Source organism: Natroniella sulfidigena, assembly GCF_023223645.1.
GTDB classification, from domain to species: domain Bacteria; phylum Bacillota; class Halanaerobiia; order Halobacteroidales; family Halobacteroidaceae; genus Natroniella; species Natroniella sulfidigena.
Map to the genome: position 1 here is coordinate 81,777 of NZ_JALKBY010000003.1, position 25,317 is coordinate 107,093.

At 33.3% G+C, this 25,317-nt stretch carries 22 protein-coding genes; 1 reads left to right on the top strand and 21 read right to left on the bottom strand.

The annotated features are described in order from the left end of the window. Nucleotides 1-25: 25 nt before the first annotated feature. The 8 genes from MWH28_RS02885 to MWH28_RS02920 form a co-directional block, all read right to left on the bottom strand. Nucleotides 26-1,561 carry a lipopolysaccharide biosynthesis protein gene (locus tag MWH28_RS02885; RefSeq protein ID WP_248617772.1) on the bottom strand — a complete coding sequence of 512 codons (1,536 nt, stop codon included), beginning with the start codon at nucleotides 1,559-1,561 and terminating at the stop codon, nucleotides 26-28. An 850-nt stretch (nucleotides 1,562-2,411) separates the two neighbouring features. Then, nucleotides 2,412-2,774, bottom strand: coding sequence for a four helix bundle protein (locus MWH28_RS02890; protein ID WP_248617773.1), 363 nt, complete (start codon nucleotides 2,772-2,774; stop codon nucleotides 2,412-2,414). A gap of 133 nt (nucleotides 2,775-2,907) precedes the next feature. Further along, the gene (locus MWH28_RS02895; protein ID WP_248617774.1) at nucleotides 2,908-3,804 is read right to left on the bottom strand and encodes a YveK family protein; all 897 of its coding nucleotides are present in this window, start codon (nucleotides 3,802-3,804) and stop codon (nucleotides 2,908-2,910) included. Between the two features lie 364 nt (nucleotides 3,805-4,168). Beyond that, a complete protein-coding gene (locus MWH28_RS02900) occupies nucleotides 4,169-5,020 on the bottom strand; it encodes an Rpn family recombination-promoting nuclease/putative transposase (RefSeq protein WP_248617775.1) in 852 nt (283 codons plus the stop codon). 496 nt (nucleotides 5,021-5,516) lie between these two features. Further along, nucleotides 5,517-5,924 carry a type VII toxin-antitoxin system HepT family RNase toxin gene (gene hepT, locus MWH28_RS02905; protein ID WP_248617776.1) on the bottom strand — a complete coding sequence of 136 codons (408 nt, stop codon included), beginning with the start codon at nucleotides 5,922-5,924 and terminating at the stop codon, nucleotides 5,517-5,519. Then, a complete protein-coding gene (gene mntA / locus MWH28_RS02910) occupies nucleotides 5,896-6,327 on the bottom strand; it encodes a type VII toxin-antitoxin system MntA family adenylyltransferase antitoxin (RefSeq protein ID WP_248617777.1) in 432 nt (143 codons plus the stop codon). The genes hepT and mntA overlap by 29 nt, the downstream gene beginning before the upstream one ends. 223 nt (nucleotides 6,328-6,550) lie before the next feature. After that, nucleotides 6,551-7,561: a glycosyltransferase family 9 protein gene (locus tag MWH28_RS02915; RefSeq protein WP_248617778.1), complete on the bottom strand. Its 1,011-nt coding sequence runs from the start codon at nucleotides 7,559-7,561 to the stop codon at nucleotides 6,551-6,553. 70 nt (nucleotides 7,562-7,631) lie between these two features. Continuing rightward, a complete protein-coding gene (locus MWH28_RS02920; protein ID WP_248617779.1) occupies nucleotides 7,632-8,408 on the bottom strand; it encodes a PIG-L deacetylase family protein in 777 nt (258 codons plus the stop codon). Between the two features lie 154 nt (nucleotides 8,409-8,562). Here MWH28_RS02920 and MWH28_RS02925 point away from each other — a divergent pair, with 154 nt between their 5' ends. Further along, nucleotides 8,563-9,780 carry an O-antigen ligase family protein gene (locus MWH28_RS02925; protein WP_248617780.1) on the top strand — a complete coding sequence of 406 codons (1,218 nt, stop codon included), beginning with the start codon at nucleotides 8,563-8,565 and terminating at the stop codon, nucleotides 9,778-9,780. 43 nt (nucleotides 9,781-9,823) lie between these two features. Here the strand turns inward: MWH28_RS02925 and MWH28_RS02930 are convergent, their stop codons facing one another. The 13 genes from MWH28_RS02930 to MWH28_RS02990 all read right to left on the bottom strand — a co-directional run bounded on the left by MWH28_RS02930 (nucleotide 9,824) and on the right by MWH28_RS02990 (nucleotide 25,000). After that, nucleotides 9,824-10,657, bottom strand: a complete 834-nt coding sequence (locus MWH28_RS02930) for a lipopolysaccharide kinase InaA family protein (protein ID WP_248617781.1) — start codon at nucleotides 10,655-10,657, stop codon at nucleotides 9,824-9,826. A 26-nt stretch (nucleotides 10,658-10,683) separates the two neighbouring features. Then, nucleotides 10,684-11,604: a lipopolysaccharide kinase InaA family protein gene (locus MWH28_RS02935; RefSeq protein WP_248617782.1), complete on the bottom strand. Its 921-nt coding sequence runs from the start codon at nucleotides 11,602-11,604 to the stop codon at nucleotides 10,684-10,686. A 24-nt stretch (nucleotides 11,605-11,628) separates the two neighbouring features. Beyond that, nucleotides 11,629-12,732, bottom strand: coding sequence for a glycosyltransferase family 4 protein (locus tag MWH28_RS02940; RefSeq protein WP_248617784.1), 1,104 nt, complete (start codon nucleotides 12,730-12,732; stop codon nucleotides 11,629-11,631). A gap of 28 nt (nucleotides 12,733-12,760) precedes the next feature. Further along, nucleotides 12,761-13,852, bottom strand: coding sequence for a mitochondrial fission ELM1 family protein (locus MWH28_RS02945; RefSeq protein WP_248617785.1), 1,092 nt, complete (start codon nucleotides 13,850-13,852; stop codon nucleotides 12,761-12,763). 41 nt (nucleotides 13,853-13,893) lie between these two features. Next, entirely contained in the window at nucleotides 13,894-14,733 is an 840-nt protein-coding gene (locus MWH28_RS02950; protein WP_248617786.1) for a lipopolysaccharide kinase InaA family protein, read from the bottom strand. Continuing rightward, nucleotides 14,708-16,057 carry a 3-deoxy-D-manno-octulosonic acid transferase gene (locus MWH28_RS02955; protein WP_248617787.1) on the bottom strand — a complete coding sequence of 450 codons (1,350 nt, stop codon included), beginning with the start codon at nucleotides 16,055-16,057 and terminating at the stop codon, nucleotides 14,708-14,710. Before MWH28_RS02955 ends, MWH28_RS02950 begins: the two co-directional genes overlap by 26 nt. Nucleotides 16,058-16,134: 77 nt before the next feature. Further along, nucleotides 16,135-16,500, bottom strand: a complete 366-nt coding sequence (locus tag MWH28_RS02960; protein WP_248617788.1) for a HEPN domain-containing protein — start codon at nucleotides 16,498-16,500, stop codon at nucleotides 16,135-16,137. Beyond that, complete coding sequence (locus MWH28_RS02965) at nucleotides 16,490-16,834, bottom strand: nucleotidyltransferase domain-containing protein (RefSeq protein ID WP_248617789.1); 345 nt, start codon at nucleotides 16,832-16,834, stop codon at nucleotides 16,490-16,492. The genes MWH28_RS02960 and MWH28_RS02965 overlap by 11 nt, the downstream gene beginning before the upstream one ends. A 429-nt stretch (nucleotides 16,835-17,263) precedes the next feature. After that, nucleotides 17,264-19,159, bottom strand: coding sequence for an LPS-assembly protein LptD (locus tag MWH28_RS02970; RefSeq protein ID WP_248617790.1), 1,896 nt, complete (start codon nucleotides 19,157-19,159; stop codon nucleotides 17,264-17,266). Nucleotides 19,160-19,484: 325 nt separating this feature from the next. Beyond that, nucleotides 19,485-19,823 (bottom strand): hypothetical protein, encoded by a 339-nt coding sequence (locus tag MWH28_RS02975; RefSeq protein ID WP_248617791.1) that lies wholly within the window; start codon nucleotides 19,821-19,823, stop codon nucleotides 19,485-19,487. A gap of 103 nt (nucleotides 19,824-19,926) precedes the next feature. Then, complete coding sequence (locus MWH28_RS02980; protein WP_248617792.1) at nucleotides 19,927-21,336, bottom strand: hypothetical protein; 1,410 nt, start codon at nucleotides 21,334-21,336, stop codon at nucleotides 19,927-19,929. Nucleotides 21,337-21,354: 18 nt separating this feature from the next. Next, complete coding sequence (locus tag MWH28_RS02985) at nucleotides 21,355-21,942, bottom strand: hypothetical protein (RefSeq protein ID WP_248617793.1); 588 nt, start codon at nucleotides 21,940-21,942, stop codon at nucleotides 21,355-21,357. Nucleotides 21,943-21,958: 16 nt separating this feature from the next. Further along, on the bottom strand, nucleotides 21,959-25,000 hold the full coding sequence (locus MWH28_RS02990) for a hypothetical protein (RefSeq protein WP_248617794.1): 3,042 nt from the start codon (nucleotides 24,998-25,000) through the stop codon (nucleotides 21,959-21,961). Between the last annotated feature and the right edge of the window lie 317 nt (nucleotides 25,001-25,317).

Here is a 25,317-nt window from a genome sequence, read left to right on the forward strand (position 1 = left end):
TCTTAAGTAAATTATACTTTAAATTCTAAGTAATACTTTTTAAAACCTTATTAGCTATAATAAACTTATCAGGCAAATAATCACCTAATGTTTTTATTAACCATAATCCATCTTCACCTAAAATATAATTAGAAGTAAATTTAATCAATAATAATATACTTAACATAACTACAATACCAACAGACAAAATAACACCCAAATCAAAAGACAATATACTTCTAAATAATAAAACTAAAAACCATGACTCTACCCCCACAAATATAGCTAACTTAACTCCAGGAAAATGAATTCTAAAAAAAGTATTCCAATCTATATCAACTAACTTTAAGCTTAGCTGAGCCATATACATAAAGTTTATAAATAAAGCTATTACTACTCCAAAAGCTACTCCATTAATCCCCCAATAATGACCAATAAAAGTCCCCACAACTATTAAAATGCCATAAACAGCCTGTCTAAAGGCTTTACCATAAACTGCACCAGCTGCTTGAGCAAGAGAGTAGCTTAATCTATAACTTGTCCTAAATAACATTCCAATTGAAAAAAACCTAAATGGAATAATGGCTCCACTCCAGTTTTCTCCTAAAACAACTCTGATTATTTCTGGAGCTAAAACAAACATAACTAAGCTTATTGGTAATACAAATAATGATACTAAAGCAACTGTACGTCTATATACTAATAATAATCGTTTAGGATCATCTTTCAATTTAGACATTGTAGGGAATAAAATTCTATTCAATACCTGTGCAAAAGCTTCCGCACCAGAAGCCATTAATTGATAAGCACGTTCATATAATCCTAAAGCTCCTGAACCAAGCAAACGACCAATTACAAAATAGTCACCTTTAAGAGCAAAATATTCAAAAACTCGTCCTAATGTAAAACCTGTCCCAAAATATAATAAATCTTTAAGGGCTTTAAAATTAAACTTAGGTATTAAAGAATATGGAACTGACATGAAAAGTAATAAAACTTTTAGACTTGTTTTAGCAAGATCTGCACCTACTAAAGCCCATACTCCAAAATCTAATAATCCAAGGACTACTCCAACTAAGCAATAACCAATAGCATAAGCAATAGCATCTATCTGAGCAAGTCTATCAAATTTTAGCCTTCTATTTAAAAGTGATGAAGATACTACCGAAAAACTACGAATAATAAAAGAAATAGATAAAATTCTTAAAATAGAAATAAGCCTTTCTTCCTGAAAGAATTGAGCTATCAACGGAGCAGATATTACTATAATACCACTTATTAATAAAGATAATATAAATGAAAAAATAAATCCAGTTCTTAAATGTTTTTCAGTGACTTCAGAACGTTGAACTAAAGCTGGTCCAATTCCTATTTGATAAAATATTTTAGAAAAACCTATTACTACACCTGCAATCCCAACCAATCCAAAATCTTCTGGAGTTAATAATCTAGCTAATACAACTGTCACTAAAAATTTAAATATCTTTTTTACTCCTGCACCAGATACCATCCATAACAATCCATCTAGAGTACTATGAGTTAAACTTTTCTTATCACTTTGACTATTCTTATTATTATTCATACAAGTATCTCCTTGAAATATAATTTTTCTTTCAAATGTAATTGTCCTCAACTAAATTACTATTCAAATCTTGACCTCAGCATCTATGTAAGTTATCAGGATCGATAATCGTAACTCCTCTATCCAGATTATAATTACAGATTCTCTTTCTTAAGGTCTTTTCTGCCTTAGCCAAATGCCTTCTACTATTTAACCCCAATCGTCTCTTGCTGATCAGGTGTCAATAAAGCACTGACTCGCTCTCCCTTTTCAACCAAAATACCGACCAAATCGGTCAAATAATACTCCCCTTGAGCATTATCAGCTTCAAGTTCAGTCAGATTTTCAAGTAATACTGACTATCAAAAGCACAAATTCCAGTATTGATCTCATTTATCTTAGCCTCTTGAGAGCTTGTATCCTTCTCTTCAACTATCCTTGCAAGCTAACCATTATCATCCCTAACTATCCTACCATAACCTGTCGGATCAGCAACCTCCGTCGTTAAGACTGTCATTGCAGAATTGCTGCTATATTATGTACAAGCTCCAAAGCAGAAACTGTATCAACCATATGCTGTACCATACCCTTACTTCTCACAAACTTCCATAAGTCTTAAAATAGCTAAAAAAGATACTTATCATTGCTCAAGCAAACTCTCTTAAAAGCTTGGCCAAAGATAAACATCCTTTCCCCCAAAAAAACATCTATCAGCCATCCACCTTCGATTATAACTTCTCTCAAGTTAAATTTATGTAATCGCCATCACCCTTTTCGTTAGTTGACAGTTGACCGTTTACGGTTGACGGTTAAAAACATAAAATCATTACAAACCATTCCTTTTCTTTGAAATTTCAACTATAAACTATCATCACTTTATTGATTCCTTAGTAGTCTTTAATATATTATTGAGCATCTTAATTAATATTTCTACATCAGTTAACATCGAATCAGTAAATTTCTCTTCTAAAATCTCAGTAGCATTAAATAATTCTAACCAATACTCTGTTTCAGCTGCTTCTTTTAAAGAAATAGATAGTTTAGCAATAAAATCTTTCCTGCTCTGCCCTTCAATCCCTTCTCTAATATTTGCAGCAATACTGGTTCCAGAACGTAATATCTGCTTAGCTAAATCATACTCCCTCTTTTCATCACATAAATACTTATATAATTTCACTATCCTAACTGAAAAGTCAAAAGCTCTATTATAGACAATGCTATTCTCTTTAGCCACTAAACTCACTCCTTAGAAATTTATTTATTGTTTATTATTTCTAAAAAGTGTTGAATTATACATTTAAGACTTTGATCTTAAGGACTTGATCTTTAACTGTCAACTGTAAACTGTCAACCGTCAACTACTAATATTAAATGCTGTCATCCCAAAACTCCTTCGCAAACGCCACAAAAACCCCAAGCATCAACCCTAACACTCCCGCAATCGCTAGATTGAGCTTCTTATTTGGCGCTACAGGATCGTCCGGAACAAACGGTTGATTAAGCACTCGCATCTCTTCCATATCACCTAACTCTTCTTGAATTTCATACTTTTGTTCAAACAAAGAGAGCTTCACTTCCTCTAAATCTCTCATCCGGCCACTAAAATCATTACTCAAAATAACCTTTTCAGTCGTAGAAAGATCCTCAGCCTCCAACAACATCCCTATTCTCTCTTCTCGTTCCTGGATCTCTCTTTCTAACTCAGCAATTCTTCCCTCAACCTCTTGTAAATTGCTCTCTATCCTATCTTGATTCTCTTCAAAACGCTGCTTACTCTCCATCTCAAATAACTCAATTAAGCCATCGAAAATCGACTTAGCCTGCTGTGGTTCCTTACTCTGCAAACTAAGATCTAAAATTCCTCCTCTAAACATATATAATGACAGATTATCTCCTTCTAACTTCTGAGCATTATTTAAACCTACCTCAGTTATATCTATCTCTAGATTATTTCTCAAACTATTAAGCTGATTTTGAGTCAGTCCTAATTCAAACTTCCTATTTATTCTATCAAAATATTCCAAACTTCTCAACATTTGTCGAGCATTATCCGACTCTGAATAACTCCCTGCTTGATTACTCAAACTGATCGTCGCCTCTGTCTGATAGATTGGCTCTAGCATAAAAAAACTAATAACCGCACTGATCAGCACTGCTACTAGAAAAACCCCTAAAATCATTTTCTTCCTCTGTAACAAAACTTCAATATACTCCCGTAAATCAATCTCTACCATATCAGCTTCATACTCATGTCTACTATCCATCCTCTTTTCCCTCCAACTCGACTATTTTATTGAAAAAAGTACCATTTATTCCTTGAAATTTGATTATCTTCACTATAACTAATTCAAGTTTATAATTCAAAATCCTCCCTCTAATTCATCTTTTTGATTTTTAAAATATCAACATTAAAGGTTGAATAATCCTTCTCATCTTTAAGTCGATATATATATGCTTAAAAAAGGGCCAACACAAAGTTGACCGCTACAATGATTACCTTACTATTTTTGATCTTAAGCTCTTGCTCTTTTAGTTATTAACTATTTTTAAGGTTTTGACTCTAATTATTCAATATTAAATATTCAGTATTCAATGCTCTTCCCACTATTCAATATTCAGTATTCAATATTAAATGTTTTTTAACTCCTCCACTTCCTCCCTAGCTAAATCAGTATATCTAACTATCTTCTCTATACTTTCATTATCCTTTAACATCTCCCTTGCTACCTTAATTGCTTTCTTTCTTTCTCCTTCTTTCAGACTTCTTTCCTGTGCCGTTCTGATCTCCTCTTTCTTATCCATAACCCACTTTCTCTCCGCCTCATAGACTTCCTGTTCCTTCTCATCAAAATACATTCTCTCTAAACGCTTAATTGCTTCCTCAATCTCCCTTTCCTCTCTTAACTCCGCAGGGATATTATTCTCATCATACTCATAAGCCTTATTCAAAAAAGTAATCCAGCGATCCAACACAGTCCTTGCTTCCTTTAAATCCTTATCGAACTTACTCATCTCTATAAAAAATAACTCCTGATAATCAAGCTCTTGATAGCATTGATCAGTCTCATTATCTTTTAAAGTCACCTGTCTGATATACCTCTCATCAGCAAAATAATCAAAATCTAACAGATGAATCCCAATCGTCTTTCGTAACTCCCGATAATCTTCAGCCCTTTGAATTTGATTACTATAGACCTTACTCCAATAATATAACGCCCTCTTACCATAAGCACCCTGCTCAGCAAGCTGCATCTCTATATCATACCAGACCCCTTTCTCATCAACAGCCTTAATATCGAGAATACTCATCTTACCCTTTAAATAATCTGCTATATTATAGGGATTTTTAAGCTCTAAATCTTTAATCCTAGGTTCTCGATCAAGCACAGCATTAATAAATGATAACAGTAAGTCTTTATTATCCTCACTGCCAAACAACTTCCTAAAGACCAGATCTGTCTTAGGATTATACTTACACATTCAATCCCCCCCTTAAAAGCAGTTAATATTTAACAACTAATAATTAATAGTTTAAAACCAAAACCATATAGCATTCCTGCTAGCTTCTTTATTAGTATCAATTGCTCTTGATCTCTTAACTGTAAACTACTATTTAAGCTCTCCTCCGTGATAAAAAAATCAGCTCTTAGATTTTTTCTATCCACTATCAATTGTTTGTATGCTCTTGCTCTTTAATTGTATATTGTAAATTGTCAGTGATTAACTATCTTTAAGCTCTTGATCTGAACTATTCACTATTCACTATTCATTATTAACTATTAATTGCTTTTTGATTAGTGTCAATTAGTGGTTCCATGGCTTTAATCTTTTGAATTTGATCTTTAACTGTAAACTGTCAACCGTTAACCGTCAACTAATTTTAAATATTCTCTATTCACTACCTCCGAGTTTTTATAAACCAAAAAACTCTCCGTGAGCCACTGATAAATCATCGCTTTAAAATTGCAATTTCCTACTAGTGGCTCTTCAAAAACTCTATAATCTCCCTATTATAATCCAAAAAATCATCCAGATTATTCTCAATAATACTCCGCAAAATATCTAAATCCAACTCCTGATACTCATGGATCGCTATATTTCTAAAACCAACCATTCGCTGTAATCTATCAGCTACCTCTTCAGAGATTATCCCTTCCTCTTCTAATAATTCAAAAGCCTCTCTACTCTTTTTAGGAACACCCAGCCCTAACTTCGATACCAGATACATCCCTAGATCTATAGCCTGCTGGCAAGCTCGTTGTAGATTCAAAACAATCGCATCTTGGTACAGATAATCATCCAAACTACCTTCAGAATAAACTTCTTCTATCCTATTAATACACCGCTCAATCGACTCAATCTTGTTTAAGATTACTCTTTCCATAAACAGAACCCCTTTTATAAATCTCTTCTATTACAATCCTTCTATCTTCCTCTAAAGTCAGATACTTAGCTAAAATCTTCATCTCATAATCCTCTTTAACCTCTTGGGCTACAGCATAGATGTTTTGACCACTTGCTATAATCTCAGTAGCAAAATTGACATCTACCTCTGTTAGATTAACCAGATCAACCTTCCTATCTACAAGCCCCTCCAAATCAGACATCATATCTATTCTTTGTTCAAAACCAAGCCCTTCTACAAAGATCGCAATGTCTATATCACTCTCATCAGTGAAATTAGAAGTCAAGATAGATCCAAATAGATAAATCAACTTAACATCATAATTCTCCAGCAAATACGATTTTATTTTATCGGTTATCTTTTCTAAATCATCTCCAAACATACTTAACACCCATTTTCTTTCTAGATAATAAATTAATCATCTCAAGGTGAACACACGAGTTCACCTCTACTTGTTAGCCAGCATTTTTTGATCTTTATTTCTAAGCTTTTGATTTTTAACTATTCCTATTAATTATTCATTGCTTTTATTATTCCCTGTTGGCCGCTTTTCATTATTCAATGCTTTTCTCATTATTCAATATTCAGTATTCAATATTCATTATTCAATGCTTTTCAAGTAGGTTCATCTCCACAAACCCCGTAATCGTCTCCACCTCAATATCTTCTAAATCATCACTAGAGCTTTTAAGTACCAAATTATTCCCTCGATACGGGCCAACCCTCCCAGGCTCTCCCGAGCCAAATAAAGATATAACAGCACTCTCTTGCACTACAGCCAAATGGCTTAAGATTCCATTAGGAGTGATCAAGAGATCAAGCTCTTGTAGTAATGCCCCCAGCTCCAAAATAGTCAGATTGCCGACTAGATTAAGAGCTTGTTCTTTCATCTTATTGACAACCTTAGTCACCTGTTCTCGTTGCTCCTTAGTCCCCAATAATAAGACCCGCTCATACCTCTCAGCTAACCAATCCCCTAGCTGAACTGCTTGTAATGTCTTTAACTGCCCCTCTTGATCAGCTAAATTGATCGCTACTAGACTCTCTTGCTCACCAATCCGATACCGCTCCAACAACCGCTCGATATACTCCTCTTCCTTAGCAGTAATCGGCACCCTAAACTCTGTCTGATACTTAGCTAGCTCAATTCCTAGCTCACTCAAAAGCTGTAAGTACTGGTCTACCAAAAACTGATTGGGATCAGCAGCTAATTTATTATTATAACAGATGCTAGGCAAACCACTAGTTAACCCAACCTTCCTTCCTCCTGCTACCACTGCTGTTAACGCAGTAGATAACTTCCCAGTAAAGTCGATTACAAGATCAAATTTCCTTCCCTTTAATTCTTTGAGCAATCCTTTAAAGGAGTTAACAATCGTAGTCTTACCTTGTTTATGTACTTCTAAGACTTCTTCTTGATCTTTGATGATTACTTCATCAAGATCAGAGTTGGTACCGATTATTTCTTGAGCTTCACTCTCAGCTACAAAGACTAACTGGCTATCACTAGCAATCTGTCTTAAGATCCTAAGAGCAGGGGTTGTTAATAAAACTTCACTAGCTGAGCCTAAGTTAATCAATAAAATTCGGGACATCTTTTCTGTATTATAAATCATTCATCACTCACTCCTAACAACCATTTATTTCTAGCCATTATTTCAATATTTAATTAAACAATTTTTTAATTTAGCTAAAACTTGATTCTTCTACTACATTGATAAAAGCTTCCTTATCTAACTTCAAAAAACCTTCGCAAAACTTTACCTCTTTATCTAATTTTATCGAACGATAAGCATTTAAACCAACAATTTTTTCTACATAATCTACAAGTTCTAATTGTGATTCATGAAAAGATATCGCTCTCTTTTTCTGCTCAATACTATCAGTTATATCTATTAATGAATTTGGAATAGTCGGTGACCAAACTTCATAATTCCAAATTTTTATATTTTCTATCTTTAACCCCTGTAATACTTGATACAGAGCTAGAGTAGTAAATTGATGATCCTTATGACCATCTTCAATAAAAGGAGTGAAAATATGTTTATAATTTGGCAAGATCGATTCCAATCTCCTCTTGATCTCAATTATATTTTTATAGACTTTACCATCTTTGATATCAAAAAACTCAAAGTCATTAACCCCTAAACTATTCAAAGCTGCTTCTGCCTCAGACTTTCTTTTAGTAATCAACCTTTCAACCGAATCAGCTTCTCCTGCTTTTCTACCATCAGTTATATAAATAACTTTGAGATTCAAATCTTGATTCAAGTTGATATACTTAGCCATTGTCCCTCCACATCCAATCACTCCATCATCAGGGTGTGGAGCTAAAACCAATATATCATCTATTTCATCAGTAACTACTTTAGGAGAATGATTAGTCCCTATATATTTTCTGATAAAATTGTATTTCTTCCACTTCAACTTCCACTTTAAATTCTTCCTTATTTCTTTCAGCATCTATCTTCCCTCCTTTTACAAGTTACAAGTTAAAATAATTATTTCTATATAAAAAAATAATTCCCTTCTAAAAAAGAGCAGGAAATTAATCAACTATCTAGAATTAATAAGAGATAGTTACATTTAATTAAAGTAAATGGAGGGAATAAACTTAATGAATTTATTAACAATTACAAAAAAAAATCTAACTCACAAAAAAGATTCTAAAGCGAAATTAACAGTAAAAATAGGATTACTATTAGCATTAATCTTTTACCCTGCTTTTAATGGACTGCATTATCTAGGACTCTTTATTTCCCTAATTGGTTGGTCTATAGAACTAAAAAGGAAAGAAGATAAGCTTAATTACCTGCTCAATATCCCTTTTATTAAACAATTAAGTGCTATATTAATTTTTAGTACTTTTTCCTTACTCTATGCTACACACTTTGATTATGGGATTAGATATTGGAGCATGATCTTTCAAGCATTAATATCATATATTATGTTATATGAAATATTGGATACAAAAAAAACTCTGATGCTCTTTCATAAAATAACTCTATTTGCATCTTTTATAATTTCAGCAATTGCACTTTATGAATATATAGCTGGAATAACAACCAGAAGAGCGTTATCAGTCTTTTCTAATCCAAATCATTTAGCAACTTATCTTTTACTCTTAGCTCCACTAGCTTTAGGTTTAGCTACTGACAAGAAATTATCTAACTTTGCTAGAAGCTTCTTCTTGCTTGCTTCTATTACAGGATTTATTACACTTATTTTAACCATGACCAGAGGTGCTTGGGTCGGTATAGCAGCGGGCTCAATTATCTTTGCCTTTTTAAAAGACAAACGTTCTTTACTCTTGATATTAATTGTCGTTATAGCTATTACTTCTTTTGCTTCTGAAGATATTATTACCAGAGCAACATCAATAATCAGTCTAGAATCAAATACAAACCGACTGGAAATTTGGCAAGGAACATTCGATATAGGCCGTGAACAACCAATTTTAGGACAAGGCATTGGCAGCTTCAGACCATTATATCCCGATTATGCACCAAAGGGAGCTACAGAGTTTAGACACCACAGTCATAATTTATTATTACAGACCTTTGCTGAATTAGGTTTAATAGGCTTATCCTTAATCTTTTGGTTTGGTTTTTCCTTACTACAAGGAATTTTTCGGCTAATAAAAAAGGATGTTTTTAAGAATAATGGCCTATTATTAGGTAGTATTTTCTCTCTTACTGCATTAAGCTTACATCTCCAATTTGACTTAACAATTCACCACCGCGGTATAGCCCTAACAACGACATTTTTATTAGCAACAATAGGTTTCTTTGTCTCTAAGATTAGGGGAACAGAAGTAGATATATCTTCTAACTAAAACTTAATTCCTTTATCAATAAAAAAGTAGAAGGTGTTGCTGCTTAAACTACAATACCCTCTACTTTTAATTTTCGATGAATTGAATAATTTAAGAGTTTCTCTTCCAAAAAATTAACTGATAAATTATTTATTACTTTATTCCTATAATAATTTAATTCATCTTTAGCCAATTTATTATTTAGAGAAGAAGAGTTCACAAGCATATTAATCCAATTTGCAATAAACTTCCCCCAACCTTTTATCTTAAGCAGTTTTGATTGGCAATTAATTTTGGCTCGTTCCTTATCGATTAAGACCAGCTTAAATTGTTCAGCTTCTAATTCAACAAATAATAAATTTCTGAATTTATAATCGCTATCAACAATATCAAAACTATGCAACCTAAATAAATAATCACAAGCCTGCTCCATGATTTTTCTTTTGAAATCGAAATCATATTCTTCAGAAGCAATAACCTCTCTAGCTTCAATCCCAGGACAACCTAAAGTAACTATTATACTCTCCTTAACTAAAGGTATGACTTCCCTTTCTACTACTATTAATGGTTTTACAACCGGTAATTGTAGCTCTTCTAACCGTAATAAGATTTCAAACTCCTTCAGTGCTGTACTCTTAAATAAGGTTATATTCTTTAACTTATCACCAAAATTATCTGTATGGGTTGGAGAATAACTCTTGATATAAACTTCTTCATCCTGTAATTCTGTTTTAATTACCTTTCTATGCCGCCTTTGAGTGTGAAATTGGCTACCCTGAAGAAATTCTAACCTAGCAAATAATTCATCCCTTATCTCCTGAAACTGATAATTAGCATTTTGATTGATAAAAATATTGGTCTTCGAATCATACTTGATCTTATCATATTTCTCTTCCATAAAAACCTCCAAAACAAATCATTAGATTATAAATTACTCTTAAACTGATCAATGAAATCTCGATAAAATAAAGCTAGATCTTCCTGTTTTTCATCATTAATGATTTTTTTAGTTGCGCCTTTAAAAATATACCTTAATTCCTTGGAGCTAAAATCCATCTTTTCAACTAGAAAATCAGATACAAAAATGGAAAACTGCTCAAACACCTCTTCCTTTTGTTGAAAAGAAAATTTAGGGTGCATTAAATTTCTAAATAAATATCGGTTTAACTTTGAAAAATCCTTTAATAATATCAACTGACTTCTACAATTAACTACTGCCCGATCCAGATCGATTAAAAATAGTTGCTCCTGCTCTGTATCAAAAATAAAATTTCTGGGATAAAAATCACCATGAAAAATTCTATGTTGATATAATTTATTACCCATATTATATATCATATTTATAATCTTTTCCTTATCAGAATAATCATAATCAGGAGCAGTTAAGATCTGTTCTGTATTCTCTCCTTTGATTTCTGGAATAACTAAAATACTATCTTTACTTAAAAGTCCTCTGTGATAATTAATTGCTAAAATAGGATTGCACGTTGAAAGATCTATTTTATCTAAAATTAACATCACCTTAAAATTCTTAACTGCTTTAGTTGCCAAACTTAAAGACAATGGATTAAACAGATCACGTGACTTAATGTTTTTAAAAGCAATAAATTTCTTAAAATAAAATCTTTTCCCATCAACCTTTACAAAAAAAACAGCTCTACCTTCTTCTTGCCGTACAACATTGGGATAATCATCAATATGTATAAACTTGATAGCCAACTCCATTAATCTCTTTACTGAATAAACTTCATTATCCGTATGGTACAAGGTTAGATCATTATATTCTTCTCTGTGATATGAAATTGATATCTCTTTCTGCCCAACCCTAAAATCATCTGTAACCACAACCAACCCTCACTTAATTTTATATTATTTGTTAATCAAACTTTGATAAAGATCACAAGTTTGATTAACCATCCTATTAATTGAGAATTCTCTAGTTACAAATCTATTTCCTTCATCTGCTATCTTTTTTCTTAATTTTTTTTGCTGATAGAGTTGATATATTTTTTCAGCTAAATCTGTTTCATCCTTTATTTCTGCTAATAATGCTTCTTTACCATCAGTTATCTCTTCTGCTAAGCCACCACTTTTAGTCATAACTACTGGCTTATGAGCAGCCATTGCTTCCAGAACAGACAAGCCCAACCCTTCAGAAATAGAACTCAGTACAAACAAATCCATAGCTGATAAAACTTTAGAAACATCCTCGCTCGCTCCAGTAAAGATAACATTTTCTTCAACACCTAATTCTCTAACAAGTTCCTCAAGTTCTTCTCTTTTGGAGCCATCCCCTACAATTAATAAGCAAACTTTTGAGACCAACTCAGCTTCTAACTTATCAAGTAGAATAGCTAGTGCTTTAAGTAAATACTGATGCCCTTTAACTTCAGTCAATCGAGCAACATTACCTATAACCAATTCATCTTCACTGATATCCAATTCGTTTCTGATTTCTGCTCTATAACTATCTGCTTTTTTAAACATCTTAATATCTATTCCTGGGGAAATTTGTACTATCCTTTCAGATGATAAATCAAAGCCTTCTTGCAAATGTTGAGCCACACCATCACTGACTACAATCACCTTCTCACCTTTAGCCATAATGCTACTACCAAGGTGAATACTATACTGACTATGTGCTGTTGTAATGAAAGGAACATCTATTTTTTTAGTTGCAAAATAACTTATCCAAGCAGGAACCCGAGAATGGGCATGAACAACTTGGATACCTTCCTCTCTGATAATTTCTTTCAGCTTCCAAATAGCAGGAATAGCTGTCAGCAATGATTTACGCTTGACTTCTCTTTGATAGTGAACAACTCCTGCCTCCTGCAACTTAGCAACCTTTTCTCCACCAGCAGAAACAACAACCACATGGTGACCTGCCTTCTTTAAAGCTCGAGATAAATCAAAAATATGGCTTTCTACCCCACCACTGTTCAATGCAGGAAGTGTCAATAAGATTCTCATCTAATTACTCCTTCTTTGATAGTTTTATTTAATAAAATCTCTTCTCTATTTCTCTTGCTGCTACATAAGTATCCTGTAATAATCTCTCTTCTCCATCGCTCAAATAAACTTGTTTCATTAATTCAGTCAACTGACCAGCTCTTAAATTCGCTAACTCACAATATTTAATATAATTTTGTTCTTCTAAAGACTGAAGTGTCTGATGTGAGCGAGGTAGATTATTCTTTTTCTTATTAAGTCCGGCAACAAGTACTCGACTATTACCACTAACCGCCTCCGAAACCATAGAAACACTATCTTCAGTCACAACAACTAAATCACTAACCCCTAACATCATCGGCACTGGATTTATTCCCCATTCATCAGCAATAATTAATAATCGACATCTATTATGATTTGCTAATCGTTCTTTTAGTACTTGCTCAACTGCTTTAGGTGTCCTGCGAGAAGTAGTTAGAATGATTTCTCCATTTTTTGTAGCGATAAAGTCCATTATCTGATCTAATAATAAAGAAATCGTCTCTACTGTAATATCAAAATAGGAATTGCTCCCTCCTACCATTAAACCAATCAATGGTGATTTAAGCTCTGTTAAATTAACTTTTTTTATTTCATTCCATCTTCTTACTTCTTGGTTAATAAAATCAGATGTAATACGATTAGGAGCGCCATAAGTTTGAATAATATTCTTCCTTTTAGGAGGTTGGTCATGCTTAGGCACAATAGCTAAATCAAAAGATCTTGTTCCAATTAAGCTTGGTGTCATGCAAACAATTGCCTTTGCTTGTTTTACTTTGCTTAATATTAGATTAAGAGCAGCTACTGAAGAACCTGCTGAAAGAATTAAATCAGCCTCTACAGCAATAATTTCCTTATACTTTTGCTCTGGTAAAGCTAACTTTAATATTTGCTCAGCCAGCTTAACATTAAATCTTAAGAAATTATTAATAACTCCACTTAACCGTGTTAACAAATCGACCCATTTTGCTTTATATTCTATTTCAATTACTTCCACTTCTGTATTCTTAAGCTGTTCTGCTATACCAAGTGATTGATTAAGATGACCTGGTTTACCATCACTTAAAACTACAGCTTTTTTTAAATCTCTATCCGCCTTCATTATTTTGATTCCTCCTAAAGTATACAGAAAAATTATGTACTTTAAACTTCTATGTAATTAACTAGATCTTCTCTATTCCATTTTATTAATTTTTTTATAGTTCCTTGATTGATTCTACTCAATATAGTTTTATAATCCGACTTAAACTCATAACCCTCAATTAATTCTGTTAAAAATAATACTCTCTCTTTTCTACTTAAGAACCTACTATTAGTTTTATCAAAGTAAATACAACTTTCTGCATTAAATCTAACTAATGCATCAATAATCAAGCTTTCAAATAAAACTGGCAAATGATACAGATGGTCTATATCTACTAAACTTAACCTTAAATCCTTATTAATTAAAAAATTTTCTAATGTAGGGTCACGATGTAAGAAATTATTGTTCAAAAGCTTGGCCCATAACTTTGCCATTCTTTTAATTAAAATCTTTCTATTTTTATAATTATAATTATAATTCTTAAGATAATTATACAGATCAATTCCCTTAGATTCTTTAGTAACAAAAATATTATCAGTAGTAAATAAATTTCGTTTAAACGTTACAGTTAACACAGGATTAATAGTTGAAATATCAAAGTCTAATAACTTATTAGCCGTCTTAAAATGTCTAATTGCTTCAACCTCTCTAAACAAGTTCTTTACCCTTTTAATTGTCTTTCTATAAAAATATTTTTTTAAATAATAAGTTTCTCCCTTAAAATCTAATTTAAAAACTTCAGTTCCTTTTCTATCATTTTTAATTAATGTAAACTCTTCACCTCTATCCTCTTCTCCATAAAACAGATAGTTAATTATCTTCTCTGCTAACTCTAAATCCAATTTCTGATTAGAATACAGTTTAATTTTTGAATTATAATCCTTCTTTGTTAATTGCATTAGCACTCCCACTTTCAAATCTCACTTTACTATCAATTATCTTCTTTACCAACTTTGCATTCCGCTCAGCTGCTCCTTGATTATCCTCGATCATCTGAACAGCTTGTCTACCCTTCTTCTTTAATTCATCCTCATTCTTAAGATAATAGAGCATCTCTTCTGTCAACTCAGCTACATCCTCTATTTGAATCCCTACTCCATAATCAAGTACCAAACGAGTATTGGCCTTAAAGTTGAACATATACGGGCCAAAAAATACCAGCTTCCCATGAACTGCTGGCTCTAAAATATTATGTCCACCCTTTTCGATCAAGCTACCTCCAACAAAGACCAGATCAGCTATCCCATAAATCTGGGCCAACTCCCCAATCGTATCAAGGATGATCACGCTATCTTGACTGGGATCTCTAGTCTCAATCTCAGTTCGTAAAACCGTCTTAATTCCTGCTTGCTGATATAAGCTCTCTACTTCACTTGCTCGTTTGATATGGCGTGGAGCTAAAATCATCACTAACTCAGGAAACTCATCCTTTAATTTCTGATAGAGAGGAAGTAACTGCTCCTCTTCATTAGGATGGGTACTACCAACTACCAAAATTGGTTGTTCTTTATTTAACTTGAAGACCTGATAAAGCTCCTCTTCCTTACTGGAATCAGGTTGGGCATAATCCTGATCAAATTTGGTATTGCCATTATTATAAACCTTAGTCTGTTCAGCACCTAAGCTCTGGATATACTCCAAATCCTGCTCGGACTGCATACTGAATAGATCGACATTAGCCAGCATATCCTTTAGGATTGGCCCTAGATATTTATAACCAGCAAAGCTACTATCACTGATTCGACCATTAGCCAACATAATCTTAGCTTCATTCTCCTTAGCCAATCTAATAAAGTTTGGCCATAGTTCAGTCTCAGTCAAGATCACCACTTCGGGGTTGATCTTGCTCAAAGCTCTACCAACCACCCAAGAAAAATCCAACGGAAAATAGATCGTCTCATCTGCCTCTTTAACTATCTGGCGTGCCATCCCTTGGCCAGTATCAGTCACCGTCGAAAATAAGATTTTATGTTCAGGATAACGCTCCTTGACCTCGGTTACTACCGCACTCGCTGCCACCGTCTCCCCGACTGAAACAGCATGAACCCAGATTGTAGGTTGACCTTCAAACTGCTCTATCTTTTCAGCAGCCAAAAACCCAAACCGCTCTAAGATCCCCTCTCGATACTTGCCCTTGACAATCATCTTATATAATAATACCGGTAGGTAGAGCATGAATAATATCAGTAATAATATATCGTAAATTATGTAAATAAGCTTCATAAATAATCATCCTTTGTATAGTTCTCCACTTTTAAAATTGGAGAACAGTGACTAGTAATTAGTGAAAATCAAAAGTATTAATTTCTTTCTTCAACAAATTTAAATATCTCTTCTGCCATTTCAATTGCTTCTAATACATCTTCTTTATCTGGTTCTAACCATTCTGTAGGGTATCTAAATTCCACAGCATAAGGAGTTAATTCTTCTGCTAAATTCCGCAAATCATTAAAATCTTCATCTATCTCGACACAGATATCAATTAACAATCTCAAATCATGCGTACGTTTAATCGATTGCTTTTGATAAACTAAAAATCCCTTTAAAGCCTTTTCAGCACATTGTTGAGTATGATAAATAGCTGTATCTAATAGATCATTTTCCACAAGTGCTTGAGCAGATTTCAAATCATTTAGAGCCTTTTTCAGCCAAGCTTTATGATCCATATACCTTCACCCCTTCATTAATAATCTTATAGCAAAGAGTATGTTCATTGTTCTTTTCCACATCAAATTCTTCTGCAGTATAAACTAAAATATCAACTGCAACCATTACCCCTCTTAAGGCTCTATGTCCTTTTACAGCTCTTTTATAAGGTTTTTTATCTGAATCTTCAACTACTATTAATAAATCCAAATCGCTATCTGCTGTTGGGCTTCCCCAAGCATAAGAACCAAATAAATAAATATTTTTAACTTCAGGACTATAGGCATCAACTAGTTTATTAATAATTTCATCTATTTTATCTTGATTGATTGTCCTATCAATTAATAATTCCATCCCCACACCCCTTTCCAATTAAAAATACTCAACTAGCTTTACTTTTATTTTACCCTATCTAATCTATTCAATCAACCAATCAACTGTCAAGCACTGGTTATTTATTATTTTCTATTTTTTGAATTTCCCTTTAACTATTAATTATTCAATGCTTTTTACTATTTCAGGGTGAACAAAATGTTCACCCTTACTTTATTTATTTTCTCTTTTTCTAATTCGTGCTTATTAATTATTTTAAGGTTTTATTGATCGATTTTTTATTTATTCTTTACTCAATCTTTTAATTCATGCTTTAGCTTTCTTGATCTTTAACTATTAATTATTAGATATTAACTGTTTTATTAGTGTTGATTCGCGTCCATTAGTGGTTCCAAATTTTAAGATTTTGACCTTTAACTGTCAACCGTAAACTGTACACTGTAAACTGCACTAATACTTAAGTTCCATCCCAAAGTTAACCTCTCGCTCAACCTGATCAAACCCTACATGAGCACTAAAGCAATCAAACTCCCTAATCAAAGAAGTTTGCAACCTAGAAAATTCCCCTTCTTTCAAATCATAACCAGCATCTATCTCTACATCATTATAAGGGTAGACCCGCTCATTGGTCTGAAAGCGATAACTTCCTTCCAGATGACTTGTATAATCTACTTCATCATCCTCTAGAGGCGTACTCCCTGAATACTGCTGATAACGATAACCCAAGCTTACCTGCTGATAATCATTGAGTTCATAATCAAAACCGGTGCGATAACCATAACTGTTATATTCTTGCTCTTCTCGCCCCTTCTCTTCATCACCTTCATAAATCCTCTTCGTTCCTTGTACTTGCCAATCAAAGTCTAAACTATCAGTCATCTCATGCTGAGCACCCCAGCTTCCGCTGAGATAATCCCTGCGACCAATACTCTCTTCAGTCAAGCGATCAAATTCAAAAGGACTCTCTCCTAGTTCATCATAATAACGATAATCGATATTTAGATCTGTTGGCCCTAATCTCTGGTTGGCCCCTAGATTGAAGGCATAATTACGATAGTCATCTTCAGTATCATAATAACTATCCTCTACACGCCCTGCCCAATAAAGCTCAGTCGAATCAGTGATCTCCTTACCTCGATTCTCAAGTCCTAAACTGAACTGCTCTCGCCTCGCTTCAACTCCATCTTCTTCGATCTCTCCTACCTTCATTCCAGCAGATAATAAATTACCATCTCCTAGATCACGATTATTAATCCCTAATGAGAGTTGAGGTTGGCGATTGACATCTCGATTACGATTAGCTTCTAATTCCCAATAGTAATCATCCCAACTATCCCCATAAGTAATCGTCTCTTTCATCGCTTCATCATCTTGATCTTGTTCTAGCTGTAAGTTCAGGTCATTATTCAACAGCTTAGTCTGCAAATCCCAACGACCTGACCACATTCGATCTTGATACTCATCCTCTTCATCATCACGTTCGATATAATACCTTCCCTCAAAATTACTGACTGTATCTGATCCAATCTTATTTTCTAAATTGAGATAAGTCTCTAAGCCATAATCTTGATGATAATAAACTCTAGGATCAACTTTTAACCTATCATCCGGTTGATAAAGATAATCCAAATCAATCCGACTGGTCTCATTAGTAGTTGCTGTCGCTGAAATATCACCACCAAAATCTTGATTAATAAAGTGATAATAATCAACCCCAACATAGAGACCATCTGCTTCACTATAACCGACCTGTGGTTGAGGGATCGCATGCTTCTCCTCTTCACCTTCTACTAAGCTTTGCTTATAAGTCGGTAGCGGCATCACCCGCCGCTCATTGATCCATAAATGAACCCCTTCAGCAATCAACTTATCCTCTGGATAGACTGTAATCTTCTCTGCTGATAGTCTGTAATGTGGCTCATCAGTGTCTTCACACGGAATTAAGGTAGTCTCTTCTAAGACAATATCATCCTCTCCAAAATTGACTACTTCTCCAAAGAAAGTAATCTGCCCTTCTTCAGTCTCACTATCAAAGACTTGTCCTTCTTCCTTACGATAGTCATACTCCAAAGCTGAACCTGTCATCTCTCGTTCCTCAGTCTTAAGTATAATATTTCCTTTGGCCTTAATCACTTCTTGATTTAAATCAATCTGGATCCGATCTGCTCTGATTGAATCTGCTTCCATTTCGATAATTACATTTCCTGCTGCTTCGATAATCTCCTTTTCTTCATCAAAGATAATATAATCATTAGCATCGATAGTAAATGGTGCGTCTTCTGCTGCATAACTTGGTTGAATAACTACGACTAGTGCTAAGATTATCAATAGCAATAACTTCTTCATCAATTCCCACCTCTTCCTAACTGAGCAGAATCAGTCCACTTCAACTTAATCAATTCCTGATTCGATCCCTAATTCCTCTAAGTAATCATTAGTTAAACAGGTCAATTTATAATTTATAGTTTATAGTTGGTAATCTTAAAAGTTGAACTATATTGATAAATAGCTTAAGTTTAAGGCTGAGTCTAAGTTTAAGTAAAACCTAAACCCTTAGGCTTTTAACGATTGGCTTAGCCTCAAAGTCAACCTTAGACTTAAGCTATTTTGTAATAAAGCTTCACTTCAAACATCTATATTGACAAAAGCTTGCTTAAATTAACGTGTACGATTATTCACTCACAGTTTGATTCTTTTCAGCTTTAGCCGCTACATCTGTTGTCAAGGTAATATTATGATGGTGATTCTTTAATTTGTCGATTTCAATCTCTAATTTATTCAACTTTATCTTTCTGACTTTCTTATCTTCTTCCCAGCCTTTTAAAAGATGATACATCTCATCTTGGCGCTGCTTCATACCATTAAATTCTTTTCTTAACTCTACTTGGCCCTCTTTTAAATTATTTACTTCCCCTTTTAGATTACTTACTTCTCCTTTTACATTAACCACTTCTTCTTTTACACTCTTCATTTCTGATAATATCTGTTGTAGTATTTGTTGGTTATCCATTTGCATCAACTCCTTAAATTTAATTATACATTATTCTTCCCCGAGCCACAAGGATTTATAGTTACTCGAGAATAAAAAAAGACCAACGGAATGTTGGCCTTTTTTAAAAATTATAACGATAATTCATTCTTAAACTCCTAGTTAAATCTGAAGAAGCATGATTATAGCCTAAATTCAAGTTGGCCCTTAAATTATGATTATCTTTAAATGGATAAGATAATCCCTGACTCAAGTTAACCCTAGTAGCACTTTGACTATTCAAATTAAACCTTAAGTTCGAATCATAATCAAGCTTTTCTCTCAACTGACGCCGATAGCTTGTCTCAAAGATAAAGTCATGCTCTAGTCCATCATCTTGAATCACTTGGTAATTACCTGTTAACCTCCATGGTTCAGGATCAAAACCAGCATTGAGCAATAATCTATTACTCTTTGCCTTATTGTTTTCACGATTATGAGTTAAACGTAAATTATATCTAGCTATCTGCCGATTATAACCTAAACCTAACTGGTACCTTTCTTCCTTATCCTCTCTAATACCATCTTTATAATCATTATTTCTCCTATAATCGAAATCTAACTGATAAACATGATCAGTATAATAATTGATTTGAAAGTTTTGCCCCCAGTTTTTATTAGTCACTTCAGCTTCTCCACTTAAATTATTTCGACTATAATTACTTCTACTTTTGACTAAAAAATCACCTACCTGCTCATGCCCTCTCAAATCAATTCTATATCTACCATAGCCCCGATTCAGGTTGCTCTTTACAGCTTGAAAGTCTGGAGATTCATAATTTCCTGCTAGGTTATAACTAACCCCTCTCAATCGAGAAGCAAAATTAAGATCAACTGCTTCTCCAACCAACTCAGTCTCTTGATTATAAGCTACTGCTGTGTCAAGATTTAAAACTGAATCAAAAAATCGATAGCGATCTTGATAGCTTAAATAATGATTATGATCTATTCTATCATCTTCATCTCCAGTTGTGATTACCTCATTTCTATCTAACTGATACCCCAATACACGACTATTCCCTAAATCATATTTGGCTCCTAACCTTCTATTTTCCTCAGTACCAAAAGCAGGTCTTCCATACCAAAATTCAGTTTTCTCTCCTGAAAAATAAGTTCCTTCGAGGGTACCACTCGAAATAAAACTAGAAAGATTACTGCTAGAAGTAATTCCTAAATTTAAATACCGCTTCTCTCGCCTAATCTGTAAAGAATAATTACGATAATGAAAATCGTCCCATAATAACTCATAAATAGAATTATCCTCTAGATCACTTCGAGCAATTGGAAAATCATTCTCAAATGATAAGTTAACTCGACCACGCAAAGTATAATCTCCAAAAACTTGCTGATAATCGATATTAAATATATTCCTAAGATCCATACTATCTTCTCGTGCTACAACATTCAAATTATAAGTACTATTATTACCTGCTAAAGCAGTTCCATTGATTAAAATCATAAACAACAATAACAATAATAATCTCTTTTTCGGCATCATTCCCCACCTTAATTGCTAGCTAGTCCCATCATTTTCTACTGCTTCTATTTCAACCACACCCAAACGTTGAAAGTTAATCTCCAGATCATCAATCAACCAGTTATCACCTTCTCTAGTCAAATCAAAATCTATATAGCCATTATCAGTTAAAATCCATCTTTCTTGATCATCTATAGTTTCAAAAACTTTAAACCAAACTATATAGGAGACAGAAGAATGAGTCATTTCTTCATCACGAAAATTATAATCTCCATATCTAAAGGTCAAGCTATATCCTTCTTTTAAGTTACTATTATTATCTTCATCAGTAACGAAAAAATGATCTCTTAGTTCACTGCGCAACTCGTTAAATCCTTTACTATACCTTGAACCTCTCATCGGGTCTATTGTCAGCGAACCATCTCCACTCAATAAATCAATAAGTTTATCTTCATCAAAACCAGGATATTCATTATATTCAAAAAAGTCAACAGTTGCTTCATGAGCATCTTGTCTTACTTGTTCTTCTTCTTCTCGACTCAACTCAAATTCACTCCGATCATAGACCAAACATCCTGAAAGAAGAAAACTAAATATTAATACTATAACTAATTTCTTCTTCATTCTCCTCCCTCCTTTCTCAATCTTTAAGTATCAATCTGCCAAATCCAAAACCTTCTCGATAATTCTCAACTGTAAATGTAACACTATTGCTAGCTTCTTCTTCAGCCTCAGTTCCTACTCTAACAACTACTTCATTATAACTACCAAAAGGCATTCTAGAAAAAATCACAATTCTCCCTTTAGAATTCCCATTATAGTCATAGAAGAATATATCAAAATCACTAGCATCAAAATCATCATCGAAATAATAGTCATCATCATAATAACCATCATCCCAATCTTTCCTATATCTATTCTCATTATCTTCTGCTCCACTATCCTCTACTATCTCACCTTCTTCTACTATTCTCCGACCATTAATAATAACTTCCAATTTATCCTCAGTTCGATAACTCTCCTCATCAATCATAATTTCTAATGCAGAGGACTCATTGACATTACTGAAATATTCTCCATCAGTAATACTGAAATGTATAGCATCTGTTCCAAGTTCACCAATACTAAAGATATCATCTAGCTCTATCTCATCCCTATTTCCAACCTCATCTTCAATTTCAATTTCAATACTATATCTATCTTCCTCAAAATCTTCTCGTGGCTCAAAATATATAACACCATCATCATCAATATCAAGTATTCGAGCATCATTAGGATAAATACCTCTCCGATAAAAAATAATATCAATTTCTTCTATAGCAGAAACACTTTCAAACTCTACTGCAAAAACTGGACGTCTGCGATAAATTGTTTTATCATCATCGTCGTCAGGTATTGCATCATCTTCATTATACAACTCATAGCCATCGAGATTATCGATATTACCATCACGCTGATGATAGTCATCAATATAATATATTCTTTCTTCTCCATCTTTCAATCTAGGTGCACTATCATCAACAACAGCTGTAAACTCTACATAATCTAGTGTTGCATCATCACTATCAAATTCTGTATCTATTATACTGTTCCCGAATCCATCTTCATCTTCAATAACAATATTACCATCTTCATCTTTTTCTATCCCGTTAAAATCATTAGGATCAATACTACTTTCATCACCAAGAATAAAGACTTGATATGAACCACCTTTAATATCATCATCTTTACCTGAAAAATCATTCTCTACAAATTGAGTTATATGCCTTAATTCTAAATCTTTCTCTATTTGCCATTCACCATCTTCCCATAAATCTCCATTATCCTCACCATCTATATGCCTAATACCATAGACCATATCTTGAATTCCAAATGCTTCAAAATAAAGCTCTAATTCGCCAGCAGAAACATTTATTTCATCTTCCCCACTAATTAATTGACCATTAAATCTAGGATTATGAATCCGAGGATCTGAGGCATCTATTTCAAGATGAAATAATTCTTCAAATTCATTCCCTGCTCTATCTTCTACCTGAATCTTCACAGCATAATGTCCCTCACCTAACTCATCAAAAGGAACAAACCTAGCGGTTTGATAAGTATTACCATCTTCATCTTCATCTAGATCTTCTTCCACCCGACGAACTTCCATTTCATTATCAAAATCAAGATCTTCTTCATTATAAGTTTCTGAATCAACTTCTGCATACTCTACCGTAATATCGTCTCTACTTCCAACTCCAGAAATAGAATTCTCTATTCTCGTTCGCAATTGAGGTCTACGACTTCCAAAAACCCCAAGCTCATCCTCTCTCTCTCCATCTTCATCTTCTACACTTATGTGAGTATCTTCTCCCTCATCTAATACAAAATAATAAGTTGCCCAAGCAGTTCCTGTAGTCCCTCGTGTTTCAGCTCCAATTCTAATCGCCTGTATTATATCATTCTCATATCCTTCTAACACTCCCTGCTCTATCTCCCAATCAGATACATCATACCAATCTCTATCTTCTACATTCCAATCTTCATCATCATCATCCCAGATAGGTTCGATAGGAAAACCAAAAGCATCTGTTTCCCTACTTCCAACTATAGAAGTACTGAGACTATCATTGTGCAACATTCTATAACGCAGTCGCGTAATCTCATCAGTAGGAGAAGCATCCGTAATATCTAATCTTACACCTTCCAAATCAATTGAATCTGAATAATATATATCTCCTCTTGATAAAACTTCTCCTGTATCAATAAAACTTGCTTCTATTTCCGGAGTTCCAAAGTCATCTATATATTCTATAGTTAAAAATCTTGTCTGTGTATCATTATTAAAATATACATTCTCTGTTTCCCCAGGATTATTCAAGTCCAAATAGTTAGAGTTTGTTATAATATTAGAAACTGGATTATTAACTTTAACTTCCATATCATCAGTAATACTTACATCCTCCTCACTGATATCAGGTGCTCTTTCAGGCCATAATGTTCCATCACCTGACGGAGGAAAAGTATCATCATGTCCAAGTCTATTTGCTATTTGACCTTCTATGTCACTTTCATCAATACCTTCCTCTTCTAAAAAACTAGCTAATCCATCCAATCTAAAAAAAAGTTGAATATCACTTCTATTTCCTGGTTCAGGAGCAATAACAGAAAAATGTCTATCTCCTCGGTCTAAGACATTGTGGTCACTCCATTCATTACCATCTTCCTCAACCTTAATTCTAACACTATCCCAATCAAGAGCATCTATAAAAGCAGACAAACTAGAATAATAATCTTCCAGTATTTCATCTACATCAATATAATCTATAATATCAAAATTAATATCAACCTTAATTGCTTCATCTCCTTCAAAATATTCTTCCTTTGAAATATCAAATTTTTCACTTTCATAATTCTCAATATCGTCCTCATCAATAGTTAATTCATAACTCTCTCCATTATCCTCATAATATATTATATAATATTGTTTATCTTCATCCTTATTAAATACTTCATCTCTTAATATATTCCCATCATCATCAGAATTAACTCTAACCTTTTCTTCAAATATATTCTCCCCATCCATATCAACAGTTAATAAACCTCGATAATATGGAGCTTCTATTGCTAAAGCTGATATTGAAAAATTAATAATAAATAAACTCGCCAATATAAAAACTAACAACCATCTATTCTTCATATAATGTCCCTCCTCTCTTTTTAGCTAATAGTTATTATCTTTCAACCATCGGCTAAAACCTAAAACAATTTTTTAAAATCAACTTATCTAAAACATTCTAGCTCAAACATAAATCTCCTCTTTTCATCATAATACTAATTTTTTGACCAATTATATAATAACCTCTCCTTTCAATATCATTTTTCTGTTTAGTTCATCAATAATTCTATCATAATAACTAGAAAATATATGTATCCAAGCACACATCTGCACTAAGTTTAAGGTTAAGTTTGAATCTAAGTAAAAACATTAATCACTTGATTTTTTGAATTCAATCA